This window comes from Frankia sp. AgB32, from assembly GCF_023243045.1.
Taxonomy (GTDB): Bacteria; Actinomycetota; Actinomycetes; order Frankiales; family Frankiaceae; genus Frankia.
Window position 1 is genome coordinate 1 of sequence record NZ_JALKFX010000075.1, and the last position, 20,325, is coordinate 20,325.

Below are 20,325 nucleotides of genomic sequence, written 5' to 3' on the forward strand. Positions count from 1 at the left end.
ACCGCCTCGTCGCCGCCGCCCACGCAATCACCACCGACCCTGCCACCCAACGCGACACCCGCCGCCTCACCCTCCGCGCCGAACCCAACGGCATGGTCCGCCTCACCGCCGTCCTACCCCCCGACGACGCCGGCCTCATCCTCACCGCCCTCGACGCCGCCGCCACCAGCCTCGACACCACCACCCCACCCACCAATCCCCCCGACACCGACAACACCGACCCGAAACCCGCAGACCAACATCCCCTGGCCGACGGAACGCCTCTGCCAGGACCCCGCCACCGCACCCGCGACGCCGACGCCCTCGTTGCCCTCGCCGACGCCTTCCTCCACCACGGCGCCCCCACCCTGACCGACCCCCACCACACCCTCAACATCCACATCACCGCTGATCCCGCACCCCCCGCCGCACCCGGCTCACCCACCAGCGGCGATCATGGTGTTCCGCCGCGCACCGCCCCGACAGGCGGGCTACCCGCCGGGACCGGGACCATCGGCGGCTGGACCCTCGGCCTACCCGCCGCCGTCATCCGCCGCCTCGGCTGCGACGGACACCTCCGCGCCCTGTTCACCGACCTCCATCACAACCCCCTGCGTCTCGGCCGCCGACGACGACTCCCCAGCCGCAGCCTCCGCGACGCCATCTACACCCGCGACCACGGCCGCTGTCAGTACCCCACCTGCGACCACACCCGATGGCTGCATATTCATCACCTGACCCCCTGGGAGCAGGGCGGCGCCACGGACATCGACAACCTGCTCCTCGTCTGCGGCACCCACCACCGCGCCCTCCACGACCACGACCTCACCCTCACCCGAACACCCGACGGCACCGTCACCGTCCACAATCGCCACGGCGACACCATCCTCACCAGCACCCCGCCACCGCCCGGTCCCAGCCGCACGACCGCGGACCTCACCACCGCCACCGACCACATCACCCCCACCACCATCCACACCCGCGACGGCGGACCCTTCAGCCTCGACGAATCACTCTTCGTCCTCTTCCAACGGTGGTCGCCTGGGGGGTGACGGGGACGGAGTGGCGCCACGCCTGGCGGGGCGGGCCCGGAAAGATCCCGGACCCGCCTGCCGCGTCTATGGCCGCAGGACGAGGAGCAGGTCGCCGACCTCGACGGAGTCGCCGCTGGTGCGGACGAGCTCCGCGACGGTGCCGGCAACCGGGCTGGTGACGGCGGCCTCCATCTTCATCGCCTCGACGACGGCGAGCTTCTGGCCGGCGGCGACGGTGTCACCGGGGGCGACGACGAAGGTGACGATGCCGGGCAGGCCGGCGCCGATCTGGTTCGGGTCGCCCGCGTCGGCGCGCCGGGCCGCGGTGGTGGTCGCGGTGATCGACGCGTCGCGGACCCGCACCGGCCGGGGCTGGCCGTTGACTCGCAGGTAGAGGGTCCGCATGGCGGTGTCGTCCGGCTCGGACAGGGTCTCCAGCTCGACCATGATCTCGACGCCGGTTTCGAGGGTGACGCCGACGGGCTGCCCGGGGCGCAGGCCGTACAGGTAGCCCTCTGTCGGGATCACCGACGAGTCGCCGTAGCTGTCGACGGCGCCGAGGTAGTCCTTCCACGGGCCGGGGAACAGCAGCCGGGACAGCGCGGCGCGCCGGCGGGTGCCACCGGCGGCGAGCTCGTCGGCGTCGGCGGCGTCCAGCGCGGCGTTCGGTGGGGCCGGGTGGCGCCCGGCGAGCGCCCGCTCGCGGAACGGCTCGGCGAAGCCGGCGGGCGGGGTGCCGAGCTCCCCGGCGAGGTAGCCGAGCACGCTGGCGGGCAGGTCGTAGCGTTCGGGGAACTCGCGCAGCGTGTCGACGTCCACCGAGCCGCCGACCAGGAACAGCGCGAGGTCGCCGACGACCTTGCTGGTCGGCGTAACCTTGATCGGCTTGCCGAGCAGCTCGTTGGCGACCGCGTAGGCCTCCTGGACAGCCGGCCAGCGGTCGCCGAGGCCGAGGGCGATCGCCTGCTGGCGCAGGTTCGTGAGCTGCCCGCCGGGGATCTCGTGGCGGTAGACGGCGCCGGTGGGCGCCCGCAGCCCGGCCTCGAACGGCGCGTACAGGTCGCGGACGGCCTCCCAGTAGGCCTCCATCGACGACAGCGCCGACAGGGCGATGCCCGTGGCCCGCGGGGTGTGGTCGGTCGCGGCGACCAAAGCCGACATGTTCACCTGGCTGGTGCCGCCGGACATCGGAGCGGCGCAGGCGTCGACGGCGTCGACCCCGGCTGCCGAGGCCGCGAGCAGGGTGGCGAGCTGACCGCCGGCGGTGTCATGGGTGTGCAGGTGGACGGGCAGGTCGAACCGCTCGCGCAGCGCCGTGACCAGCGTCGACGCGGCGGTGGGACGCAGCAGCCCGGCCATGTCCTTGATCGTGAACACGTGCACGCCGGCGGTGGCGAGCTGGTCGGCGAGGCGCAGGTAGTAGTCGAGGGTGTAGATCTGCTCGCCGGGGTCGGACAGGTCGCCGGTGTAGCAGAGGGTGCCCTCGGCGATCGCCGTGCCGGTCTCCAGAACGGCCTCGATCGCCGGGCGCATCTGCTCGAAATCGTTCAGCGCGTCGAAGATCCGGAAGATGTCGACGCCGGTGGCGGCGGCCTCGGCGACGAACGACCGCACCACGTCATCCGGGTACGGGGTGTAGCCGACGGCGTTGCGGCCGCGCAGCAGCATCTGCAGGCACATGTTCGGTGCGGCGGAGCGCAGCGCCGCCAACCGCTCCCACGGGTCCTCGGCGAGGAAGCGCAGCGCCACGTCGTACGTCGCCCCGCCCCACGCCTCCAGGCTGAGCAGGTTCGGGGTGAGCGCCGCGAACGTCGGCGCGGCCGCCAGAATGTCGAAGCTGCGCAGCCGGGTCGCGAGCAGCGACTGGTGGGCGTCACGCAGGGTGGTGTCGGTGACGGCCAACGTCTCCTGCGCACGCAGCCGGGCCGCCCAGCCGGCCGGCCCGAGCTCCGCGAGCAGCTGGCGCGAGCCGGCCGGCACGGCCAGTCCGGCGCCGACCGGCGCGCCCGATCCGACCTCCACGGTCGTGGCCACGCCAGCCGCCGGCGACGGCAGTTCGGGCAGGCGGATCCGCGGGTCGACCAGCGGCGTCGCCGGGCGGGCGAAGCCGTTGACGGTGCTCTGCGCGAGCCGGGCGAGCATGCGGCTGGTGCGGTCGGTGCCGCGGCCGGGCGCGAGCAGCTCAGGCCGCTCGTCGATGAACGACGTGGTCACCCCGCCGTCGAGGAAGTCGGGGTCGGCCAGCAGCATCGACAGGAAGTCGATGTTCGTCCGGACGCCGCGGATGCGGAACTCGCCCAGCGCCCGACGGGCACGGCGGGCGGCCTTCTCCAGGGTGCCGCCGCGGCAGGTCAGCTTCACCAGCAGCGAGTCGAAGTACGGGCTGACCTCGGCGCCGGCATACGTCGCCCCGTCGAGGCGGACGCCGGGGCCGCCTGGCGACTGGTAGAAGCTGATCGTGCCGGTGTCGGGCCGGAAGCCGTCCGAGGGGTCCTCGGTGGTCACCCGGCACTGGATCGCGGTGCCACGCAGGGTGATCCGTTCCTGCGCCAGGTCGAGGTCGGCGAGGCTCTCCCCGTTGGCGACGCGCAGCTGCGCCGCGACGATGTCGACGCCGGTGACCTCCTCGGTCACCGTGTGCTCGACCTGGATGCGGGGGTTCATCTCCATGAAGGTGTAGCTGCCGTCGGCGCCGAGGAGGAACTCGACGGTGCCGGCGTTGACGTAGCCGACGTGCCGGGCGAAGCGGACCGCGTCGGCGCAGATGCTGGCGCGCAGGGCCTCGTCGAGGCGCGGCGCCGGGGCGATCTCGACGACCTTCTGGTGGCGGCGCTGCACCGAGCAGTCCCGCTCGTACAGATGGATGATGTTGCCGTAGCCGTCGGCGAACACCTGGACCTCGATGTGCCGGGGCCGGGTGACCGCCTGCTCCAGGAACACGGTGCCGTCGCCGAACGCCGCGGCGGCCTCCCGGGACGCGCTGCCCACCGCGTCGGCGAGGTCCGCGGGCCGCTCGACCCGGCGCAGACCGCGCCCACCGCCGCCGGCGGACGCCTTCACGAACAGCGGGAATCCGACCTGCTCGGCCGCCTCGGCGGCGCCGGCTCCGTCGGGCAGCGGCGCGGACGCCCGCAGCACCGGCAGTCCGGCCGCCATCGCCGCGTCGCGGGCCGCCACCTTGTCCCCGGTCAGGCGCAGCACCGCCGGCGGCGGGCCGACGAAGGTGATGCCCGCCGCCGCGCACGCCTCGGCGAGCACCGCCGACTCGGAGAGGAACCCGTAGCCGGGGTGCAGCGCGTCCACCTCGGCCTGCTTGGCCACGGCGAGCAGGGCGTCGATGTCGAGGTAGCCCCGGACGGGATGCCCTGGACCGCCGATCTCATATGCTTCGGAGGCCTTCGTCCGGTGCAGGGCGGAGACGTCCTCCGGGGTGTAGACGGCGACCGTGCGCAGGCCCAGTTCGTGGGCTGCTCGGAAGACGCGGACGGCGATTTCGCTACGGTTGGCGACCAGAACCTTGTGCACACGCGGCTCCTCGGACGGGTGCGCCTCATTGTGGGGTCGTGACGCGCACACGCGCCAAAGTAACGTGACTGGGGTCACTCGTGCCGGCGTGGGACGAACATCTCCTGCTTCGACGCCCACCGGCGCACCTCGGCGGGCCCGGAACGCGGGCCCACTCAGTACCGCCAGCGGGTCGTGGCGACGAGGGCCTCGGCGTCGACGGCGGCGAACCGGTCGATCTCGGCCCGCCTGATGGTGGCGATCGTGTCGTGCAGCGCGGTGCCGCACGCCGCCCGCAGGACATCGTCGGCCTCGAACGCGCCGACGGCGGCGGCGAGACTCGTGGGGAGCCGTCGGACGCCGCGCCGGTCCAGCTCGGCCGGGTCCAGCGCGGCCGGGTCGACGTCGACGGGCGGCGGCAGCCGGGCGTCCGCGGCGAGTCCGGCCTGCCCGGCGGCGAGCAGGCCGGCCGTGACCAGGTACGGGTTGGCCGCCAGGTCGAAACACCGCACCTCGACGTTCGCCGCGCGCCCCCCGGCCGCCGGCGGCCCGGGGATCATCCGCACCGCGGCCTCCCGGTTCTCCCGCCCCCAGCAGGCATACGGGCCGGCCCACCGGGACGGGGAAAGCCGCAGATAGGAGGCCACCGTCGGGGCACCCAGCGCCATCAGCGCGGGCAGCCGGGCGAGGATGCCCGCGGCGAACGCCTCGCCGACCGCCGTCAGCCCGACCGGGCCGCCGTCGCCGCCGCCCATCAGGTTCGCGTCGGAACGCTCGTCCCAGAGGCTCAGATGGACATGGCCGCCGTTGCCCACCTCGCCCGCGACGACCTGCGGCGCGAACGAGGCGCGCAGGCCGTGGCGCAGGCTGACGCCGCGCACGGTTTCCTTGACCAGCACACAGGTGTCCGCGGCTTCGAGCGGATCCTGGGCGGCGACCGAGACCTCGAACTGGCCGGCGGCGTACTCGGGGTGGATCTGCTCGACGGCCAGGCCCTCCTCGGTCAGCGCGGTGACCACGTCCCGCAGGTAGTCGCCGAGCTCGACGACCCGGGTCATCCCGTAGGCGGGACCCCGCGTGGCCGGGACGAACCCGGTTTCGGCCGCGGGGGCGACCACCCATTCGATCTCGAAGGCCATGACGACGCGCAGGCCGCGCGTGGCGAGGCGGTTCCGTTGGACCCGGACGAGCTCCCGACTGTCCTGGGGATGCGGCGCGCCGTCCTGGTCGCATCGGTCCGCCGGCGCCCAGGCCCAGCCAGGCTGGGCGGCGAGCACGACCAGCCGGCTCAGGTCCGGGTGCAGCCGCAGGTCGCCGACGGGGCCGCCGGCGAAGCGGCCGGCGGTGATCCAGTCGTCGGCGAGGAACGCGTCGAAGACCGGCGAGGCGCCGATCCCCCAGAGCACGGCCGCGTCCAGCCGGCCGACCGGGACCGCCTTGACCCGGCTGATCCCGCTGTTGTCGACGAAGGTGCAGGCCACGCAGACCACCCCACGGACCGCGAGGTCCGTCGCCGCGTTCTGGGCCGCCGCGGCGAGCCGCTCGCGCTCCCGCCCGCCGCCCGGGGTGCCGTTCATCCATCGCCTCCCGCGGATGCCGTCTGGCCGTCATGGTTGCGCGCCCGCGGGCAGTCCGCCGCGCGGGACGCGCGAGCAGACGCCAGCTCGACCCCGACGGCTGTCACGGAATGTCGCGACAGAGGCGCATCACTCTGCCCGTAACCGTGCGTCACGCCCGTTGCGAAGCCGGGTTTTCCACAGTTGTCTTCCCAACAAGAAAGTATGAGAACACGCCAACATCACGGGTTATCGTTCCGACTGTCCCCAGGGAGACCGTAGTCATCCACAGGTTATCCACAAGTCATGTGCACAAACATAGATGACTCTCCGTTGCCAAGGCTGCGAGGCATGAGCGGCCCCTCCAGGGGGATCTCCCAAGGATGGAGCGCCTCGGACTCGCCGATCATCCACTCGTCGGCCACCCGCTGGTCGATCATCCGCTGGTCGACCACCACTGTCATGGACTCGTCCAGCGCGACCTGACCCGCCCGGAGTTCGAGAGCATGCTCACCGAGGCCGACGCCCCCGGCCCGGCCGGGACGACCGTGTTCGACAGCCAGGTCGGGTTCGCCCTGCGCCGCTGGTGCGCGCCGGTCCTGGACCTCCCGCCGCACGCCGACCCGGAGACCTACCTGGAACGCCGGGCCGAACTCGGCTACGAGGAGGTCCACCGCCGGCTGCTCACCGCCGCGGGCATCGCCATCTTCTGCGTGGACACCGGCTTCCAACCCGAGCCGCTGACCAGCGCCACCGAGCTCGCCGCGTTCACCGGTGGCCGTGGGCGTGACGTCCTGCGACTCGAACGGGTCGCCGAGCTCGCCGCCGTCGACGTGCTCACCGGCCAGATCGGCCTCAGCCACCTCGCCGACACGGTACGCGACCGAATAGCCGCCCGTAGCCCGTCGACGGTCGCGGTGAAGTCCGTCGCCGCGTACCGCGCCGGGCTGGACCTGCCGGCGCGGCGGCCCAGCGAGCGAGCGGTCGCCGCCGCCACCCGCACCTGGATCAACGAGATCCGGGCCGGTGCGCCGATCCGCCTCCACGACCCGCTGCTGCACTCGTTCCTCATCTGGTGCGGTGTCGACGCCGGACTGCCGGTGCAGATCCACGCCGGCTACGGCGACAGCGACCTCGACCTCGCCCGCGGCAACCCGCTGCTGCTCACCGGCCTGCTGCGGGCTATCGCCCCGACCGGCGTCGGCGTGCTGCTGCTGCACTGCTACCCGTACCACCGGGAGGCGGCATATCTCGCGCAGGTCTTCGGGAACGTGCACCTGGACCTCGGCCTCGCGGTACACAACACCGGCCGCGGTTCCGCCGCGCTCATCGCGCAGGCCCTCGAACTCGCCCCGTTCGCCAAGTTCCTGTTCTCCACCGACGCCTTCGCCCTCGCCGAACTGTTCCTCCTCGGTGCCGTCCTGTTCCGCCGCGGCCTGGGCACCTTCCTCAACGACGGCATCGACGACGACGCCTGGACCCCCGCCGACGCCACCCGCATCGCCAGAATGATCTGCACGGACAACGCCCACCGCGTCTACGGCCTGTCCTGACCACCCGATACCGGCGAACCGGCAGCAGTGGGATCATCACTGGCAGTCTCAGTAACCGGAGGACCGCCATGACCGACGCCCCTGCCGAGAGCCAGCCCGACCCCGACCCGTCCGCCGACGACTCCGCCGCGGACCAGTCCACACCGACCCCCAAGCCCGACCCCCCGCTGCGCCCGGTCGACTGGGACGGCTCGTTCAGCCACGCCTCGAACGCCCGGATGGACGAGGAATGGTCCCAACAACGCGCCGCCCGGCAGGAAGCGGAATGGGGTCAGCAGTTGCTCGACCGCATAAACCGGGAGTTGATCGACAAGCTGCTGGCAGAGCGGGAGGCAGCCGGACGGAGCAGCGAGACCGACTCGCGAGAGGATGCGGATCGCCAGACGGACGCGCGGCCGGCAGGAGACGGCGGCAGGCAGAGCCTCTTCGACCGGCTGGAGAACTTCGGTCGGCCTACCGAGGACGATGACACGCCTTCGCGGCCAGACGGTTCCGGCGACCCGCGCTGACCCACGCGCGGCCGGCCGTCACGGGCCGGGGTGCAGACGACCGGGCTCTGCCGGCGGCGTGCGCTCGGGCAGGGCCGGCCGTTCGAGGCCCGCTGACCGCTCGCCCCGGGCCTGCTCCGCGCTGTCGGCAACGGTGCGGCGGGCCCCGATCGTGTCGGGATGCATGGGTCCCTCCTCGCGCATCGCGTCGTTGAGGGCCTGCCGGTAGAGCGGGACGGCGTCCGCGGCCCGGCCGGCCTGCCGGTAGGTGCCGGCGAGGGCGTCGCGGCTGACGCGGGTGTCGGGGTGGCGGGGGCCGAGAGTCTGCTCGCGGATGGCGTGAGCGCGTTCCCGCAGGTCGACGGCCTGGGGCAGCCGGCCGGTCTGGCCGTGGACCTCGGCGAGCTGATCCACGGCGCGCAGGGTCCGGGCATCGGCCACCCCATGGGTTCGGGCGCGTTCACTCACTTGTCGTTCGAGATGGTGGCGGGCTGACTCGGGCCGCCCCGCGTTCCGGTAGATGTTCGCGATCTCGTCCCTGGCCGCCAGCGTCGACGGATGTGCCGCGCCGAGCACCCGCTCGTGGCGGTCGAGCACGCGCTCGTAGTGCGGCGTCGCGTCGTCCGGCCGGCCGCTCGCCAGGTAGGCGGTGCCGAGGCCACGTCGACTCTCGGTGGTCTCCGGGTGGTCGGGGCCAAGGTCGCGCTCGCGGCCGGCCAGGGCACGGTCGAACAGGGCAACGGCCGCCTCCGGCCGCCGGGCGTCGAGGTGGGCGCGGGCGAGGGCGTTTGCGGAGTCGAGCGTGCGGGGGTGGTCGGGCCCTAGGACATGCTCGCGGCCGGTGAGGGCTTCGTCGAGTTCCCGAGCCGCTTCGTCTGCGCGGTCGGCCTGGTGATACGTCATGCCGAGCTGGTGGCGGGTGTTCAGGGTGTCGGGATGGTTCGGGCCGAGGACGCGTTCGCGGGCGGCCAGGGTCTGGTCGAACAGGGGCGCGGCGTCGCCGGTCGCTCCGATCTTGCGGTAGGCGAGCGCGAGATCGTGACGTCCGCGGAGGGTGTCCGGGTGGTCGGCTCCGAGGATGCGATCACGCGCGGTCATGGTCGAACGCAGGATCCGGGTGGCGTCGTCGCTGCGGCCGACGTCGTCGAGAACGGCCCCGAGTCGATGGCGACTCTCCAGCGTGGCGGGATGTTCGTTGCCGAGGACTCGTACCCGGTCGGCGAGGTTGGCCTGGAAGCGGGCGCCCGCGTGGTCGAGCCGGCCGGCCTGCTGGTAGGCCCTGGCCAGGGAATCGCGGCTGGTGAGGGTGTCCGGGTGGTCGGGGCCGAGGACGCGTTCGCGGTCGGTGGCGTTGCGGGCGGCCAGCGGGCCGGCTTCGTCGACGCGGCCGGCTTCGAGGGCGACGCGGATGTGGGTTTCGCGGGCGGTGAGGGTGTCCGGGTGGTCGGGGCCGTCGAGGCGCTCGTGGGCGGCGGCCGCCCGCGTGGCGAGGGGGACGGCCCGGTCGGGATGGCCCTGCTCCGCGAGGTAGGCGGCGGTGTGTTCGGCCAGCCAGGCGGTGCGCGGGGTGTCGGCGGACGGTTCGGTCGCCTCCAGGGTCGCGAGGGCGTGCGGGAGCAGTTCGCGCCAGGTCGGCCAGGCGGCCGGGTTGCCGGCGATGTTCTCCGGCAGGGCGGCGTGCAGCAGCCGGCCGAGCGTGTCGACGTACCGGTCGGCCTGGTCAGGGCCGGTGTCGGCGCGGACGGCGGTGCGGACCAGGGTGTGCAGGGCCAGGCTGGAGCCGTCGCGGTGGGCGAGGCCGGCGCGTTCCAGGGCGGCGACCGAACCGGCCAGCTCCAGCGGGTCGGAATCGATCACCGACAGTGGCAGGGGGGTGTCGTCGGCGTGTGCGGCGACGCGCAGCAGCTCGCTGGCCGCGGGATGTTCGGCGGCCACCTGACGGATCGGCTCGTCCCACAGGGTGGCGACGGTGACCCCGGGCCGTCCGGGTACGTCTCCCTCGCCGAGCACCCGCTCCGGGGTGTCGCGCAGGACCGCCAGGTAGAGGTCGGCCGGGAGGCGGTCCTGGCCCATCCGGCGGGCCGCCTGTTCCAGGGCCAGCGGATGATCCCCGAGGCGCTGCGCGATCAGGGCGGCCCCGGACCGGTCGACGGTGGGGACCCGATCGGCGAGCAGTGCCACCGATTCCGTCCGTTCCAACGGCTCGAGCGCGACGACCTCGCCGACCTGGTCCCAGTCGGGGTTGCGTGACGTCACGAGGATCCGGCCGGAGTCGGCCGGCCGCAGCCAGCCGGGCAGCTCGGCCGGGTCCGCCGCGTCCTCGAGGATGAGCAGCCATCGGCAGCCGGTCCGGTCGAGCTGGGCGAGCACGGCCGCGGGTTCGGCGCGGGACGGCAGGTCCAGCCGCGGGGCGAGTTCGCGGACCCGGTCCCCGATCAGCTCGCCGCGCCCCGCGTCAGCCCACCAGACCACGTCAAGGTCGGCGCGGTGCCGGTGCGCGTAGTCGGCGACCAGCCGGGTCTTCCCGATTCCCGCGATCCCGGTCACCGCGGTCATCGGCGCGGCGGCCACCGCCGCGTCGAGCCGAGCACTGGCCGCTTCCCGGCCGACGAGACGCCCGGCCGTCCGCGGTACCTCCCACGCGACCGGCCCCAGGGCGAGGCCCGCCGCCGGCCCGTCAAGCCCCTGGCCGCCCGCGCCCGACCCGTCGGCGGCGGCGGCCGCCGAGGTGGACCGCAGCTGGTCCGGGTTCAGTTGGCGCGCCGCTGCCAGCAGCCGCGCCCGGCCACCGGTCAGGATGCCGTTCGACAGCTCGGTCGATACCGTCGACCAGAACTCCATCGAGTTCGGCGACTCCCACGGGTGCCGCTCGACGGGGATACCGGCCGTGATCAGGACCAGCCGCGCCGACGCCTGCCGCGAGAACGCCGCAGCGAACGCATCGATCTCCGCGCGGGACAGACCGTCCGCCACCGGCCCACCCCCTGGAAAAAGAGCCCGCTCGAGTCAGCGATACGCCGTAAACGGTCATATCCTCTCACCGCTCCGATCCGGAAGAGTGATGGGGCGGACACAAATCGGCACACGGTCGGTCGCGACGTCACGCCGCGCTGTTGCCGCCCCAATTTCGGTTAGGTGCGGAACGCAATCCCTCCTAGGCTCGGTGATGCCGAGGACGCGACGACGACCTGGAGGGCACCCGATGACCACCGCGACGAGCACGACGAGCCAGCCGCACGCCCCGGCCAGCGACAGCGAGCGGACGGAGCTGCTGACCACCCTCGCCGGGCGCCGCGCGTTCCTCCGCCACACCGTGCGCGACCTGGACGACGAGCAGGCCACCCGGCGGCCGACCGTCAGCGCCCTGAACCTCGCCGGCCTCGTCAAGCACGTCACCTTCGTCGAGGAACTCTGGCTGGGCTTCGTGCTCGCCGGCCCGACCGCGTTCGCCGGCGCGAGCGACGACCGTGAGAAGCAGTTCGATCTGCAGCCGGGCGAGACGCTCGCCGGCGTGCTCGCGCGCTACGACGAGGTCGCCCGCCGCACCGAGCGGATCATCACCGAGCAGGTCGCGAGCCTCGACGACGCGCATCCCCTGCCCCCGGCCCCCTGGTTCGAGCCGGGCGCGCGGTGGTCGGTCCGGCAGGTCCTGCTGCACCTCATCGGCGAGACCGCCCAGCACAGCGGCCACGCCGACATCCTGCGCGAGACGATCGACGGCAGCCGCACCATGGGCTGACTGCCCCGAGATGACCGAGCTGATTGCGGTCAGGTTCTGACCTCAATTACTCCTAGGGTCGGTGACGACGAGGACGCGACAACCCTGGGAGGCACCCGATGACCACCGCGACGAGCACGACGACCGAGACGCCCGCGCCGACCACCGACCCGGAGCGGGCCGTACTTCTGGAGACCCTGGCCACCCGCCGCGCCTTCCTGCTCGAAACCGTGGAGGGCCTGGACGACGAGCAGGCCAGCCGGCGGCCGACGGTCAGCGCCCTGAACCTCGCCGGCATCGTCAAGCACGTCGCCCTCGTCGAGGAGCGCTGGCTGTCCTTCGTGCTCAGCGGCCCGGAGGCGTTCGAGGACGACCTGGCGACCCGCGCGGATGAGTTCGACCTGCTGCCGGGCGAGACGCTGGTCGGCGTGCTCGCGTACTACGAGGCGGTCGCCCGCCGTACCGAGCGGATCGTGACCGAGGAGGTCGCGAGCCTCGATGACACCCACCTGCTGCCCGCGCGCCCCTGGTTCCAGCCGGGAGCGTACCGGTCGGCCCGGGGCGTCCTGGTGCACCTGATCGGGGAGACCGCCCAGCACAGCGGCCACGCCGACATCCTGCGCGAGACGATCGACGGCCGCCGCACCATGGGCTGAGGCCAACCGCCGATCACGTCCCGCCCCGCTGGTCAGCCGGCCTGCGCCGGCTCGGCGGGGGCGGGCGGGCAGAGGCAGAACGGGTGGCCGGCCGGGTCCAGCATCACCCGCCACCGCTCGCCGCCGGGCTGGTGGTCCGCCTGGGTGGCGCCGAGCCGCTCCGCCAGGCCGACCGCCGCCGCCAGGTCGGCGACCCGGAAGTCCAGGTGGAACTGCTGCGGCGCGTCCGGGCTCGGCCAGCGCGGCGGCCGATAGTCCGCCACCTGCTGGAAGGCGATCATGATCTCCGTCCCGGGCGGCGTCAGGTAGGCCCAGGGGCCGTCGCCGTCGGCGGCGCCCGCGACGCCCCAGCCGGTGAGCTCGCCGTAGAAGGTGGCCAGCGCCCTGGCATCCGGACAGTCCAACATCAGGCCAGCCCAGGTAGCCGTCGCCACGGTCTCCGTCGCACCCATAGTGATCCTCTTTCCGGTCTGGCGAGTCGCTGACCTGACCCATCCTCGACCGGAAACCTGACTTCTCCTGTCAGGATTGCTGCGCGAGAATCAGCCCCATGCGCGCCAGCCGGCTGCTTTCCGTCCTGATGCTGCTGCAGACCCGCGGCAAGCTGACTGCGCGCCAGATCGCCGAGGAGCTGGCGGTCTCCGTCCGCACGGTCCACCGTGACCTGGAGTCCCTGGCCGAGGCCGGGGTTCCGGTCGTGGCCGACCGCGGCGCCGCCGGCGGCTACCGGCTGCTCGCCGGCTACCGCACCCGCCTCACCGGCCTGACCGCCGACGAGGCCGACTCGCTGTTCCTCGCCGGCCTGCCGACCGCCGCCGACGACCTCGGCCTCGGCGCGCTCGCCGCGACCGCCGAACTGAAGCTCCTGGCAGCGCTCCCGGAGCCGCTGCGCGAGCGGGCCGGCCGAGCCCGCGCACGCTTCCACCTCGACGCGCCCGGCTGGTTCCGCGGCACCGAGGACACCCCCGCACTCGCCGACGTGGCCGCCGCGGTGTGGTCGCAGCGTCGCGTCCGGGTCGTCTACCAGCGCTGGCGAACGCCGCGGGAGGTGGAACGGCTCCTCGAACCGCTCGGCGTGGTCCTCAAGAGCGGCACCTGGTACCTGGTGGCCGCCGCCAGCCCGGCCGCCCCGCCGGACGGGAGTTCCACGGAACCGCGGACGTACCGCGTCGGGAGGATCCTGTCGCTGACAATGACCGACGATCGGTTCGACCGCCCCGCCGACTTCGACCTCGCCGCCTACTGGACCACCTGGACCGCGCGCTACGAGGCTGGCGTCTACCGAGCCCAGGCAACGATCCGACTGTCGCCGACCGGCCTGGCAATGGCGCCGTACCGATTGCCCCCGGCGGTCAGCCGCGCCATTGCGGACACCGCGGGTAAACCCGAGCCGGACGGCTGGGTCCGCGCCCACATCCCGATCGAATCAGTCCGCCACGCCACTGGCGAGCTGCTAACCCTGGGCCCCGATCTGGAAGTCCTCGACCCACCCGACCTGCGCGCCGCCCTCATCCACGCCGCCAGGGCCCTCGCCACCCTTTATGGGGCGCCGGCTTCGAATCAGGAACCGCTGGCAGAAGCGGACGGCTGCGCCCGTGGGTGCGGCGATCCCGCGGTCGGTGTCGTGGCCAGATCGATCACAGTGGGGCCGTAGGTCCCGATGACGCTCTGCTGCATGTCGGTGATGTGTCTGCGCATCTCGCGGCTGGCCCGATCGCCGTTGCCGGCGTCGATCGCGGCGATGAGGCGTCGGTGTGACGTGACGGCCCGTCTGCGCATCCTCAGCACGTCCGACTGGTCCGGCCGGTCCTCGGCGTCGAGGGTGACCCGGGCGACCCGGGACTCCTGGAAGCTCCAGACGGCTTCCAACGTGCCCGCGAGCAGCGTCATGGTCGTGTTTCCACACAGCTCGGTCAGCCGAAGGTGAAACGCCTGGGCTGCCGCGGTGAACGCCGAGATCGAGGGCAGGGTTTCGCTCTCGTCGACGAGGCGGGTGAGCTCATCGACGACGGTCCGTCGATCGGACAGCTCTGCCGCCAACGCGGCGCAGCTGGGCTCGATCGCCAGCCGGGCGGTGGCCAGGTCCTGATGCGTGACCGAGTTGGCCCTGAGGGTCAGGGCCAGGTGGTAGGCGGCGGTGGTGACGGTCGGGCGTCTGACCACGCCGCCACCGATCTTCCCGCGACGGATGCGGACAAGGCCCTCGGTCTCGAGGATTCGCAGTGCCTCGCGCAGACTCGGACGGCTGACGCCGAACTCCTCCTGCATGTCCGACTCTCGCGGAAGCTCGGCACCTTCGCGAAGCTCGCCGCCGACGATCCGGCGACGGAACTCGGCGGCGACGAGCTCCGCCACCTTCGGCACATGGACGTGCGGCGCACGCTGATCAACGATCAACTGCCGTTCCTCTCGCCCCATAGGACTGGAACCGTAGCAGCACGCGCCCCGCCATCCGAATGATTGAGATGTTCGTTGCGTCGCAAATGATCAATCTATATGATTTAGCCTGTTGGGCGAGTCGACTAGGACGGACTCGCCGGGAGCCGGGCGTGTCGCGGTCCGGGGTCCGTGCGTCCCCAGTACGAGGACACCGGATGCGACGGATGCTCAGGAGATGCCGGAGGAGGGCCGTGGCTGATCGGGAGATCGAGATCAACGGCGGGGTCGTCGTGTACGAGTTCGTCGGCCCGAAGGAGGGCGAAATCGTTGTCCTCACCCCGGGAGGCCGCTTCGGCAAGGATGCCGGCGGCCTGCACGAACTCGCGTATGCGCTGGCCGAGGGCGGCAAGCGCGTCCTGCTGTGGGACCGGCCGAACTGCGGGAAGTCCGACGTCCAGCTGTACGGGCGTTCGGAGTCCCACATGCGGGCCGAGACCCTGGGCCTGATGCTGCGGGCGCTCGACCTGAAGCAGGTCCTGGTGGCCGGGGGCTCCGGGGGCGCGCGCGACTCGATCATCTTCGCCATGATGTGGCCTCAGCTGGTTCGCAGGCTCGCGGTGTGGTCGATCGTCGGGGGCACGTTCAGCACCATGTCGCTCGCGCAGGTGTACGTCCTCGACGAGCTGCGGACCGTCCGGGCCAAAGGGATCGAGGGCATCCTGAAGATGTCCGGTGCCGCGGGCGGGTGGGCCGACGCCATCGCCGTTAACCCGCGCAACACTGACCGGCTACTCGCGCTGGGCAGTGCGAGGTTCGAACGGGTGATGAACCGCTGGCTGGACGCCTTCGTTCCGAAACCCAACGAGCCCATCCCGGGAGTGAGTGACTGGGAGTTCGACCAGATCAAGGTCCCCGCTTTGATCATCCGTGGTGGTGAGAAGGACTACGATCATCCGAAGCGGACGTCTCTGGAGGTGCACTCCCTCATCGAGGGATCCCGCCTGGTCGAGCCGCCCTGGCCCGAGAATGCCTGGGAGCGCGCCCTCGTCGCCGCGAGCGAGGGCACTGGCGACCTGTTCGGTCCATGGGTGCTGGCAGCCCCCCTTCTCCTGGAGTTCTTCGACGAAGCCTGACAGGCCGAGCGAAGGTCCGGTCTGGTCAAACCGACCTTCCAACGCGCCGCCCAGAGGGCGCTGCACGGTTTTGCCGCGCGTTCCGAATAACTTTTCGGCGCGCCATCAGCCATGATTTTCCAGGACCTGCGGAGCCGTTGTTCCATGTCAGTCAGAGACAATTGCGCGCCGCTCGGCGGGCAGTTAGCATCGGCACCCATGACGAGTAACGGTCTCTTCGTGGTCGACTCGGACTCACACTGGTCCGAACCACCCGATCTTTTTACCAAGCGCGCACCGGCCCAGTTCCGCGACCGGGTTCCACGCGTGGAGAAAATCGACGGCCAGCAGATGTGGGTCTTCGACGGGAAGCCGGTCGGCATCTACAGCGCCGGTGGCGTGATCGGCCGCGACGGCAAGAAGGAGAGCGCCAACAAGGCGCTGTTCGAATGGACGATCGACGAGATACACGTCGGAGCCCACGACCCGAGCGTCCGGCTCCAGGTGCTGGACGAGTGCGGCATCGACGCCCAGATCATCTTCCCGAGCACCATCGGTCTCGGCGGCCAGGACCTCGGCCTGTCGGACGACCCCGCCCTCACCAGGCTCTCCATCGAGATCTACAACGACGCGATGGCGGAGATCCAGAGCGAGTCGAACAACCGGTTGCTGCCGCTGCCACTGATGCCCGCATGGGACGTCGACCTGTGCGTCAACGAGGCGAAGCGGGTCGCCGCGCTGGGGGCTCGCGGCGTCAACATGACCTCCGACCCGCAGGATCTGGGATCACCGGACCTGGCGAACCGGGCATGGGACCCGTTCTGGGAGGTCTGCGCCGAGCTGCGGCTTCCGGTGCACTTCCACATCGGCGCCAGCATCACCGGCATGACGTTCTACGGGAAGTACCCGTGGGAGTCCCACGGGCCGAACACCAAGCTCGCGATCGGTGGCACGCTGCTCTTCATCGGTAACGCACGGGTAGTGACGAACCTGATCCTCGCGGGTATCTTCGACCGCCACCCAGACCTGCAGACCGTGTCGGTGGAAAGCGGCGTCGGCTGGATCCCGTTCATTCTTGAGGCGCTCGACTACGAGATGGCCGAAAACGCACCCGACGAGCTGGCCCAGCTGAAGAAGATGCCTTCGGACTACTTCCGCAGCAACATCTACGCCACCTTCTGGTTCGAGAACAACCGAAACAAGCTACCGGCCCTCATCGAGGCGGTCGGCGAGGACAGAATCCTGTTCGAGACCGACTTCCCGCACCCGACCTGCCTCTACCCGAACCCGCTGCAGAGCGTCGAGGCGAAGCTGGCGACGCTGTCTGGCGAGGCCCGCGCGAAGATCCTCGGCGAAAACGCGAGGAAGCTCTACCGGCTCTGAGCGCCGGCGCCGAGTGCCGGCCAGCCGGTGACACATCTCCCCGTTGCCGCCCCGTCCCTGCCGGCAGCGGGCAGGCCGGTGCCCCGTTGAGCGCAGTCAGGAGCGACGAGTCATGAAGACGTTGGGACACTGGATCGATGGCCGGCCCGTGCTCTCGGTATCGGGTCACTTCGGGCCGGTGTACGACCCGGCCCGGGGCGTACAGATCGGCCAGGTCCACCTCGCCTCCCAGGCGGTGGTCGACGAGGCGGTGAAAGCCGCCGTGCACGCCGCGGTGGGCTGGGCGGACTCGTCGCTGAGCCGGCGTGCGGCCCTGCTGTTCCGGCTGCGCGAGCTACTCGACGGCCACCGCGACGAGCTCGCCAGACTCGTCAGCGGCGAACACGGCAAGGTCCACACCGACGCGTTGGGCGAGGTCGCTCGCGGGCTGGAGTGCGTGGAGTTCGCCTGCGGCATCCCGCACCTGTTGAAGGGCTCGCACAGTACGGAGGCCTCCCGCGGGATCGACGTCCACACCGAGCTGCATCCCGTCGGCGTCGTCGCTGGCATCACACCGTTCAACTTCCCGGTCATGGTGCCGCTGTGGATGATGGCCAATGCCCTCGCCTGCGGTAACGCCTTCATCCTCAAGCCGTCGGAGAAGGATCCCTCGGCCTCGCTGCTGCTCGCCGAGCTCGTGCGGCGCGCCGGCTTCCCCGACGGCGTGTTCAACGTGCTGCAAGGCGGCGCTACCGCGGTCAACGCGCTCCTGGGCCACCCGGATGTCGACGCCGTGTCGTTCGTCGGCAGCACACCGGTAGCCCGCCACATCTACGAGACCGGGACCCGCGCGGGCAAGCGGGTCCAGGCCCTCGGCGGAGCCAAGAACCACCTGGTCGTGTTGCCCGACGCGGACATAGCGGCCGCCGCCGACGCGGCGGTCTCCGCCGGATACGGATCAGCCGGCGAGCGGTGTATGGCAATTTCGGTCGTGGTCGCTGTCGGAGCTGTCGCCGATCCGCTCGTCGCGGCGATCGCCGCCCGGATCCCCGACGTCGTCGTCGGTCCCGCCGTTGACGACGCGTCCATGATGGGCCCCCTCATCACCCGCGAACATCGGGACCGCGTCCGTTCCTACATAGACGCGGCCGCGGACAACGGGGCTCTGGTCGTCGTGGACGGCGCGACCGATCAGGGTGACGGATTCTTCGTAGGCTGCGCTCTGCTCGACCAGGTCCGGCCCGGCATGCCGGTCTACGACGACGAGATCTTCGGCCCTGTGCTCAGCGTCGTCCGCGTCGACACGTACGAGGAGGCCGTGGCCCTGGTCAACGCCAACCCGTACGGCAACGGCGTTGCCGTGTTCACCCGCGACGGTGGCGCGGCACGGCGCTTCTCCCGCGATGTCGAGGTGGGGATGGTCGGCATCAACGTCCCCGTGCCCGTTCCGGTCGCCTGGCACTCCTTCGGCGGTTGGAAGGCCTCCCTGTTCGGGGACGCGCCCATCTACGGGCCGGAAGGAATCCGCTTCTACACCCGTCCCAAGGTCATCACCACGAGGTGGCCCGATGCCACCCCGAGCCTTGTCGACCTCGGCTTCCCCACGAACCGGTAACTCGCGGCCCCGTAGGCGGGGCGCCCACGAACGCCGTCGGCACGCCCGCAACTGAAAGATCGAAGGAGAGCGCGATGCCCGACTGGACTACGATCGACTTCTTCAACGACAAGTCCCTCGTCGAAGACCCCTATCCGTATTTCGAGTCGCTGCGGGCGCAGTGTCCGGTGCTGCCGCTGCCGCATCTCGGCGTCGTGGCGGTATCTGGATACGACGAGGCCAACGACGTGTACCGCAACGTCGACACCTTCTCCTCGTGCAACTCGTTCGCGGGTCCCTACGCGACGTTCCCTGTCCCCCTCGAGGGTGACGACGTCAGTGACCTCGTCGATCGTTACCGAGACCAGCTGCCGATGAGCGAGCACATGGTCACGATGGACCCGCCCGACCACACCCGCGAACGGGCTTTGCTGATGCGGCTGCTCACGCCGGCACGCCTCAAGGAGAACGAGTCGTTCATCCTGGCGCTGGCCGACCGGCAGCTCGACGAGTTCCTGGCCAGCGGGCGGTGTGAGTTCGTCCGGGAGTACTCGCAGCCGTTCGCGATGCTCACCGTCGCCGACGTGCTCGGCGTGCCGGCGGAGCATCACCAGCGGTTCCGCGACGGTTTCGGCCTCAGTCCCAAACCCGCCGAGATCGGCAACGAGAACCACGGCGACAAAGACCGGGACGCATTGGGCTGGCTGGAGACGTGGTTCACCCAGTACATCGAGGACCGCCGGCGCGAGCCACGCGAGGACGTCCTGACCAAGATGGCGCTAGCGACCTACCCCGACGGTTCCACCCCGGAGGTCATCTCCGTCGTCCGTGCGGCGACGTTCCTGTTCGCCGCCGGCCAGGAGACGACCGCCAGGCTGCTCGCGTCCGCGCTGAAGTACCTCGCCGAGCACCCGGAGGCGCAGGACGAACTGCGAGCGCGTCCCGACGGCATTCCGGAACTGATCGAGGAGACGCTTCGCCTCGAAAGCCCGGTCAAGGTCGACTTCCGCCTCGCCCGACGCAGCACCACCATCGGCGGCGTCGAAGTAGCGGCGGGCACCCCAGTCATGCTGCTCAACGGCGCGGCGAACCGCGATCCGCGCCGTTTCGAATGCCCCGCCGAGTTCCGCGTCGACCGGGACAACGTCCGCCAGCACCTCGCCTTCGGCCGGGGCGTCCACACCTGCCCCGGCGGCCCCCTGGCCCGCGTCGAAGGCCGCATCACTCTCGAGCGCATCCTCGACCGCACCCGCGATATCCGGCTCTCCGAACAACACCACGGGCCAGCAGGCAACCGGCAGTTCGCCTACGAACCGACCTGGCTACTACGGGGCCTGAGCGAACTGCACCTGGAATTCACACCGGTCGCCTAGGGTGTGTATCGCACTCG

The 20,325-nt window shown here is 71.5% G+C and carries 15 protein-coding genes; 10 read left to right on the top strand and 5 right to left on the bottom strand.

Annotated features, from left to right (window positions below):
* The coding region (locus MXD60_RS18830) for an HNH endonuclease (protein WP_248820633.1) at positions 1-1,031 on the top strand (1,031 nt) is incomplete at its 5' end.
* A gap of 66 nt (positions 1,032-1,097) precedes the next feature.
* On the opposite strand, the gene MXD60_RS18835 is transcribed toward MXD60_RS18830, so the two are convergent.
* Together MXD60_RS18835 and MXD60_RS18840 are read right to left on the bottom strand one after the other, a co-directional pair.
* Positions 1,098-4,538: a pyruvate carboxylase gene (locus tag MXD60_RS18835; RefSeq protein ID WP_248820634.1), complete on the bottom strand. Its 3,441-nt coding sequence runs from the start codon at positions 4,536-4,538 to the stop codon at positions 1,098-1,100.
* Between the two features lie 155 nt (positions 4,539-4,693).
* Positions 4,694-6,094: a type I glutamate--ammonia ligase gene (locus MXD60_RS18840; protein ID WP_248820635.1), complete on the bottom strand. Its 1,401-nt coding sequence runs from the start codon at positions 6,092-6,094 to the stop codon at positions 4,694-4,696.
* A gap of 362 nt (positions 6,095-6,456) precedes the next feature.
* Between MXD60_RS18840 and MXD60_RS18845 the strand changes: the two genes are divergently transcribed.
* Together MXD60_RS18845 and MXD60_RS18850 are read left to right on the top strand one after the other, a co-directional pair.
* Entirely contained in the window at positions 6,457-7,626 is a 1,170-nt protein-coding gene (locus tag MXD60_RS18845) for an amidohydrolase family protein (RefSeq protein ID WP_248820636.1), read from the top strand.
* A 68-nt stretch (positions 7,627-7,694) separates the two neighbouring features.
* Positions 7,695-8,135 carry a hypothetical protein gene (locus MXD60_RS18850; RefSeq protein WP_248820637.1) on the top strand — a complete coding sequence of 147 codons (441 nt, stop codon included), beginning with the start codon at positions 7,695-7,697 and terminating at the stop codon, positions 8,133-8,135.
* 18 nt (positions 8,136-8,153) lie between these two features.
* On the opposite strand, the gene MXD60_RS18855 is transcribed toward MXD60_RS18850, so the two are convergent.
* Positions 8,154-11,087 (bottom strand): tetratricopeptide repeat protein, encoded by a 2,934-nt coding sequence (locus MXD60_RS18855; protein WP_248820638.1) that lies wholly within the window; start codon positions 11,085-11,087, stop codon positions 8,154-8,156.
* A 229-nt stretch (positions 11,088-11,316) separates the two neighbouring features.
* Here MXD60_RS18855 and MXD60_RS18860 point away from each other — a divergent pair, with 229 nt between their 5' ends.
* Together MXD60_RS18860 and MXD60_RS18865 are read left to right on the top strand one after the other, a co-directional pair.
* Positions 11,317-11,853, top strand: a complete 537-nt coding sequence (locus MXD60_RS18860; RefSeq protein ID WP_248820639.1) for a DinB family protein — start codon at positions 11,317-11,319, stop codon at positions 11,851-11,853.
* Positions 11,854-11,951: 98 nt separating this feature from the next.
* Positions 11,952-12,488: a DinB family protein gene (locus MXD60_RS18865; protein WP_248820640.1), complete on the top strand. Its 537-nt coding sequence runs from the start codon at positions 11,952-11,954 to the stop codon at positions 12,486-12,488.
* A gap of 32 nt (positions 12,489-12,520) precedes the next feature.
* On the opposite strand, the gene MXD60_RS18870 is transcribed toward MXD60_RS18865, so the two are convergent.
* Positions 12,521-12,940: a VOC family protein gene (locus MXD60_RS18870; RefSeq protein WP_248820641.1), complete on the bottom strand. Its 420-nt coding sequence runs from the start codon at positions 12,938-12,940 to the stop codon at positions 12,521-12,523.
* 98 nt (positions 12,941-13,038) lie between these two features.
* Here MXD60_RS18870 and MXD60_RS18875 point away from each other — a divergent pair, with 98 nt between their 5' ends.
* Complete coding sequence (locus MXD60_RS18875; RefSeq protein WP_248820642.1) at positions 13,039-14,142, top strand: helix-turn-helix transcriptional regulator; 1,104 nt, start codon at positions 13,039-13,041, stop codon at positions 14,140-14,142.
* Here MXD60_RS18875 and MXD60_RS18880 read toward each other — a convergent pair.
* Positions 14,049-14,885, bottom strand: a complete 837-nt coding sequence (locus MXD60_RS18880; RefSeq protein WP_248820643.1) for a FadR/GntR family transcriptional regulator — start codon at positions 14,883-14,885, stop codon at positions 14,049-14,051. The genes MXD60_RS18875 and MXD60_RS18880 overlap by 94 nt on opposite strands.
* 233 nt (positions 14,886-15,118) lie before the next feature.
* Between MXD60_RS18880 and MXD60_RS18885 the strand changes: the two genes are divergently transcribed.
* From MXD60_RS18885 to MXD60_RS18900, 4 genes are all read left to right on the top strand, one after another.
* On the top strand, positions 15,119-16,000 hold the full coding sequence (locus MXD60_RS18885; RefSeq protein ID WP_248820644.1) for an alpha/beta fold hydrolase: 882 nt from the start codon (positions 15,119-15,121) through the stop codon (positions 15,998-16,000).
* A 198-nt stretch (positions 16,001-16,198) separates the two neighbouring features.
* Positions 16,199-17,362, top strand: a complete 1,164-nt coding sequence (locus MXD60_RS18890) for an amidohydrolase family protein (RefSeq protein WP_248820673.1) — start codon at positions 16,199-16,201, stop codon at positions 17,360-17,362.
* Between the two features lie 112 nt (positions 17,363-17,474).
* Positions 17,475-18,956 (top strand): CoA-acylating methylmalonate-semialdehyde dehydrogenase, encoded by a 1,482-nt coding sequence (locus tag MXD60_RS18895; RefSeq protein ID WP_248820645.1) that lies wholly within the window; start codon positions 17,475-17,477, stop codon positions 18,954-18,956.
* A gap of 74 nt (positions 18,957-19,030) precedes the next feature.
* Positions 19,031-20,308, top strand: coding sequence for a cytochrome P450 (locus MXD60_RS18900; RefSeq protein ID WP_248820646.1), 1,278 nt, complete (start codon positions 19,031-19,033; stop codon positions 20,306-20,308).
* Positions 20,309-20,325 lie beyond the last annotated feature (17 nt).

Bases quoted from the DNA above. Each gene is read 5' to 3' on its own strand.
- MXD60_RS18840 (WP_248820635.1), bottom strand. From the start codon at position 6,094: ATGAACGGCACCCCGGGCGGCGGGCGGGAGCGCGAGCGGCTCGCCGCG.
- MXD60_RS18845 (WP_248820636.1), top strand. From the start codon at position 6,457: ATGGAGCGCCTCGGACTCGCCGATCATCCACTCGTCGGCCACCCGCTG.
- MXD60_RS18850 (WP_248820637.1), top strand. From the start codon at position 7,695: ATGACCGACGCCCCTGCCGAGAGCCAGCCCGACCCCGACCCGTCCGCC.
- MXD60_RS18860 (WP_248820639.1), top strand. From the start codon at position 11,317: ATGACCACCGCGACGAGCACGACGAGCCAGCCGCACGCCCCGGCCAGC.
- MXD60_RS18865 (WP_248820640.1), top strand. From the start codon at position 11,952: ATGACCACCGCGACGAGCACGACGACCGAGACGCCCGCGCCGACCACC.
- MXD60_RS18870 (WP_248820641.1), bottom strand. From the start codon at position 12,940: ATGGGTGCGACGGAGACCGTGGCGACGGCTACCTGGGCTGGCCTGATG.
- MXD60_RS18875 (WP_248820642.1), top strand. From the start codon at position 13,039: ATGCGCGCCAGCCGGCTGCTTTCCGTCCTGATGCTGCTGCAGACCCGC.
- MXD60_RS18890 (WP_248820673.1), top strand. From the start codon at position 16,199: ATGACGAGTAACGGTCTCTTCGTGGTCGACTCGGACTCACACTGGTCC.
- MXD60_RS18895 (WP_248820645.1), top strand. From the start codon at position 17,475: ATGAAGACGTTGGGACACTGGATCGATGGCCGGCCCGTGCTCTCGGTA.
- MXD60_RS18900 (WP_248820646.1), top strand. From the start codon at position 19,031: ATGCCCGACTGGACTACGATCGACTTCTTCAACGACAAGTCCCTCGTC.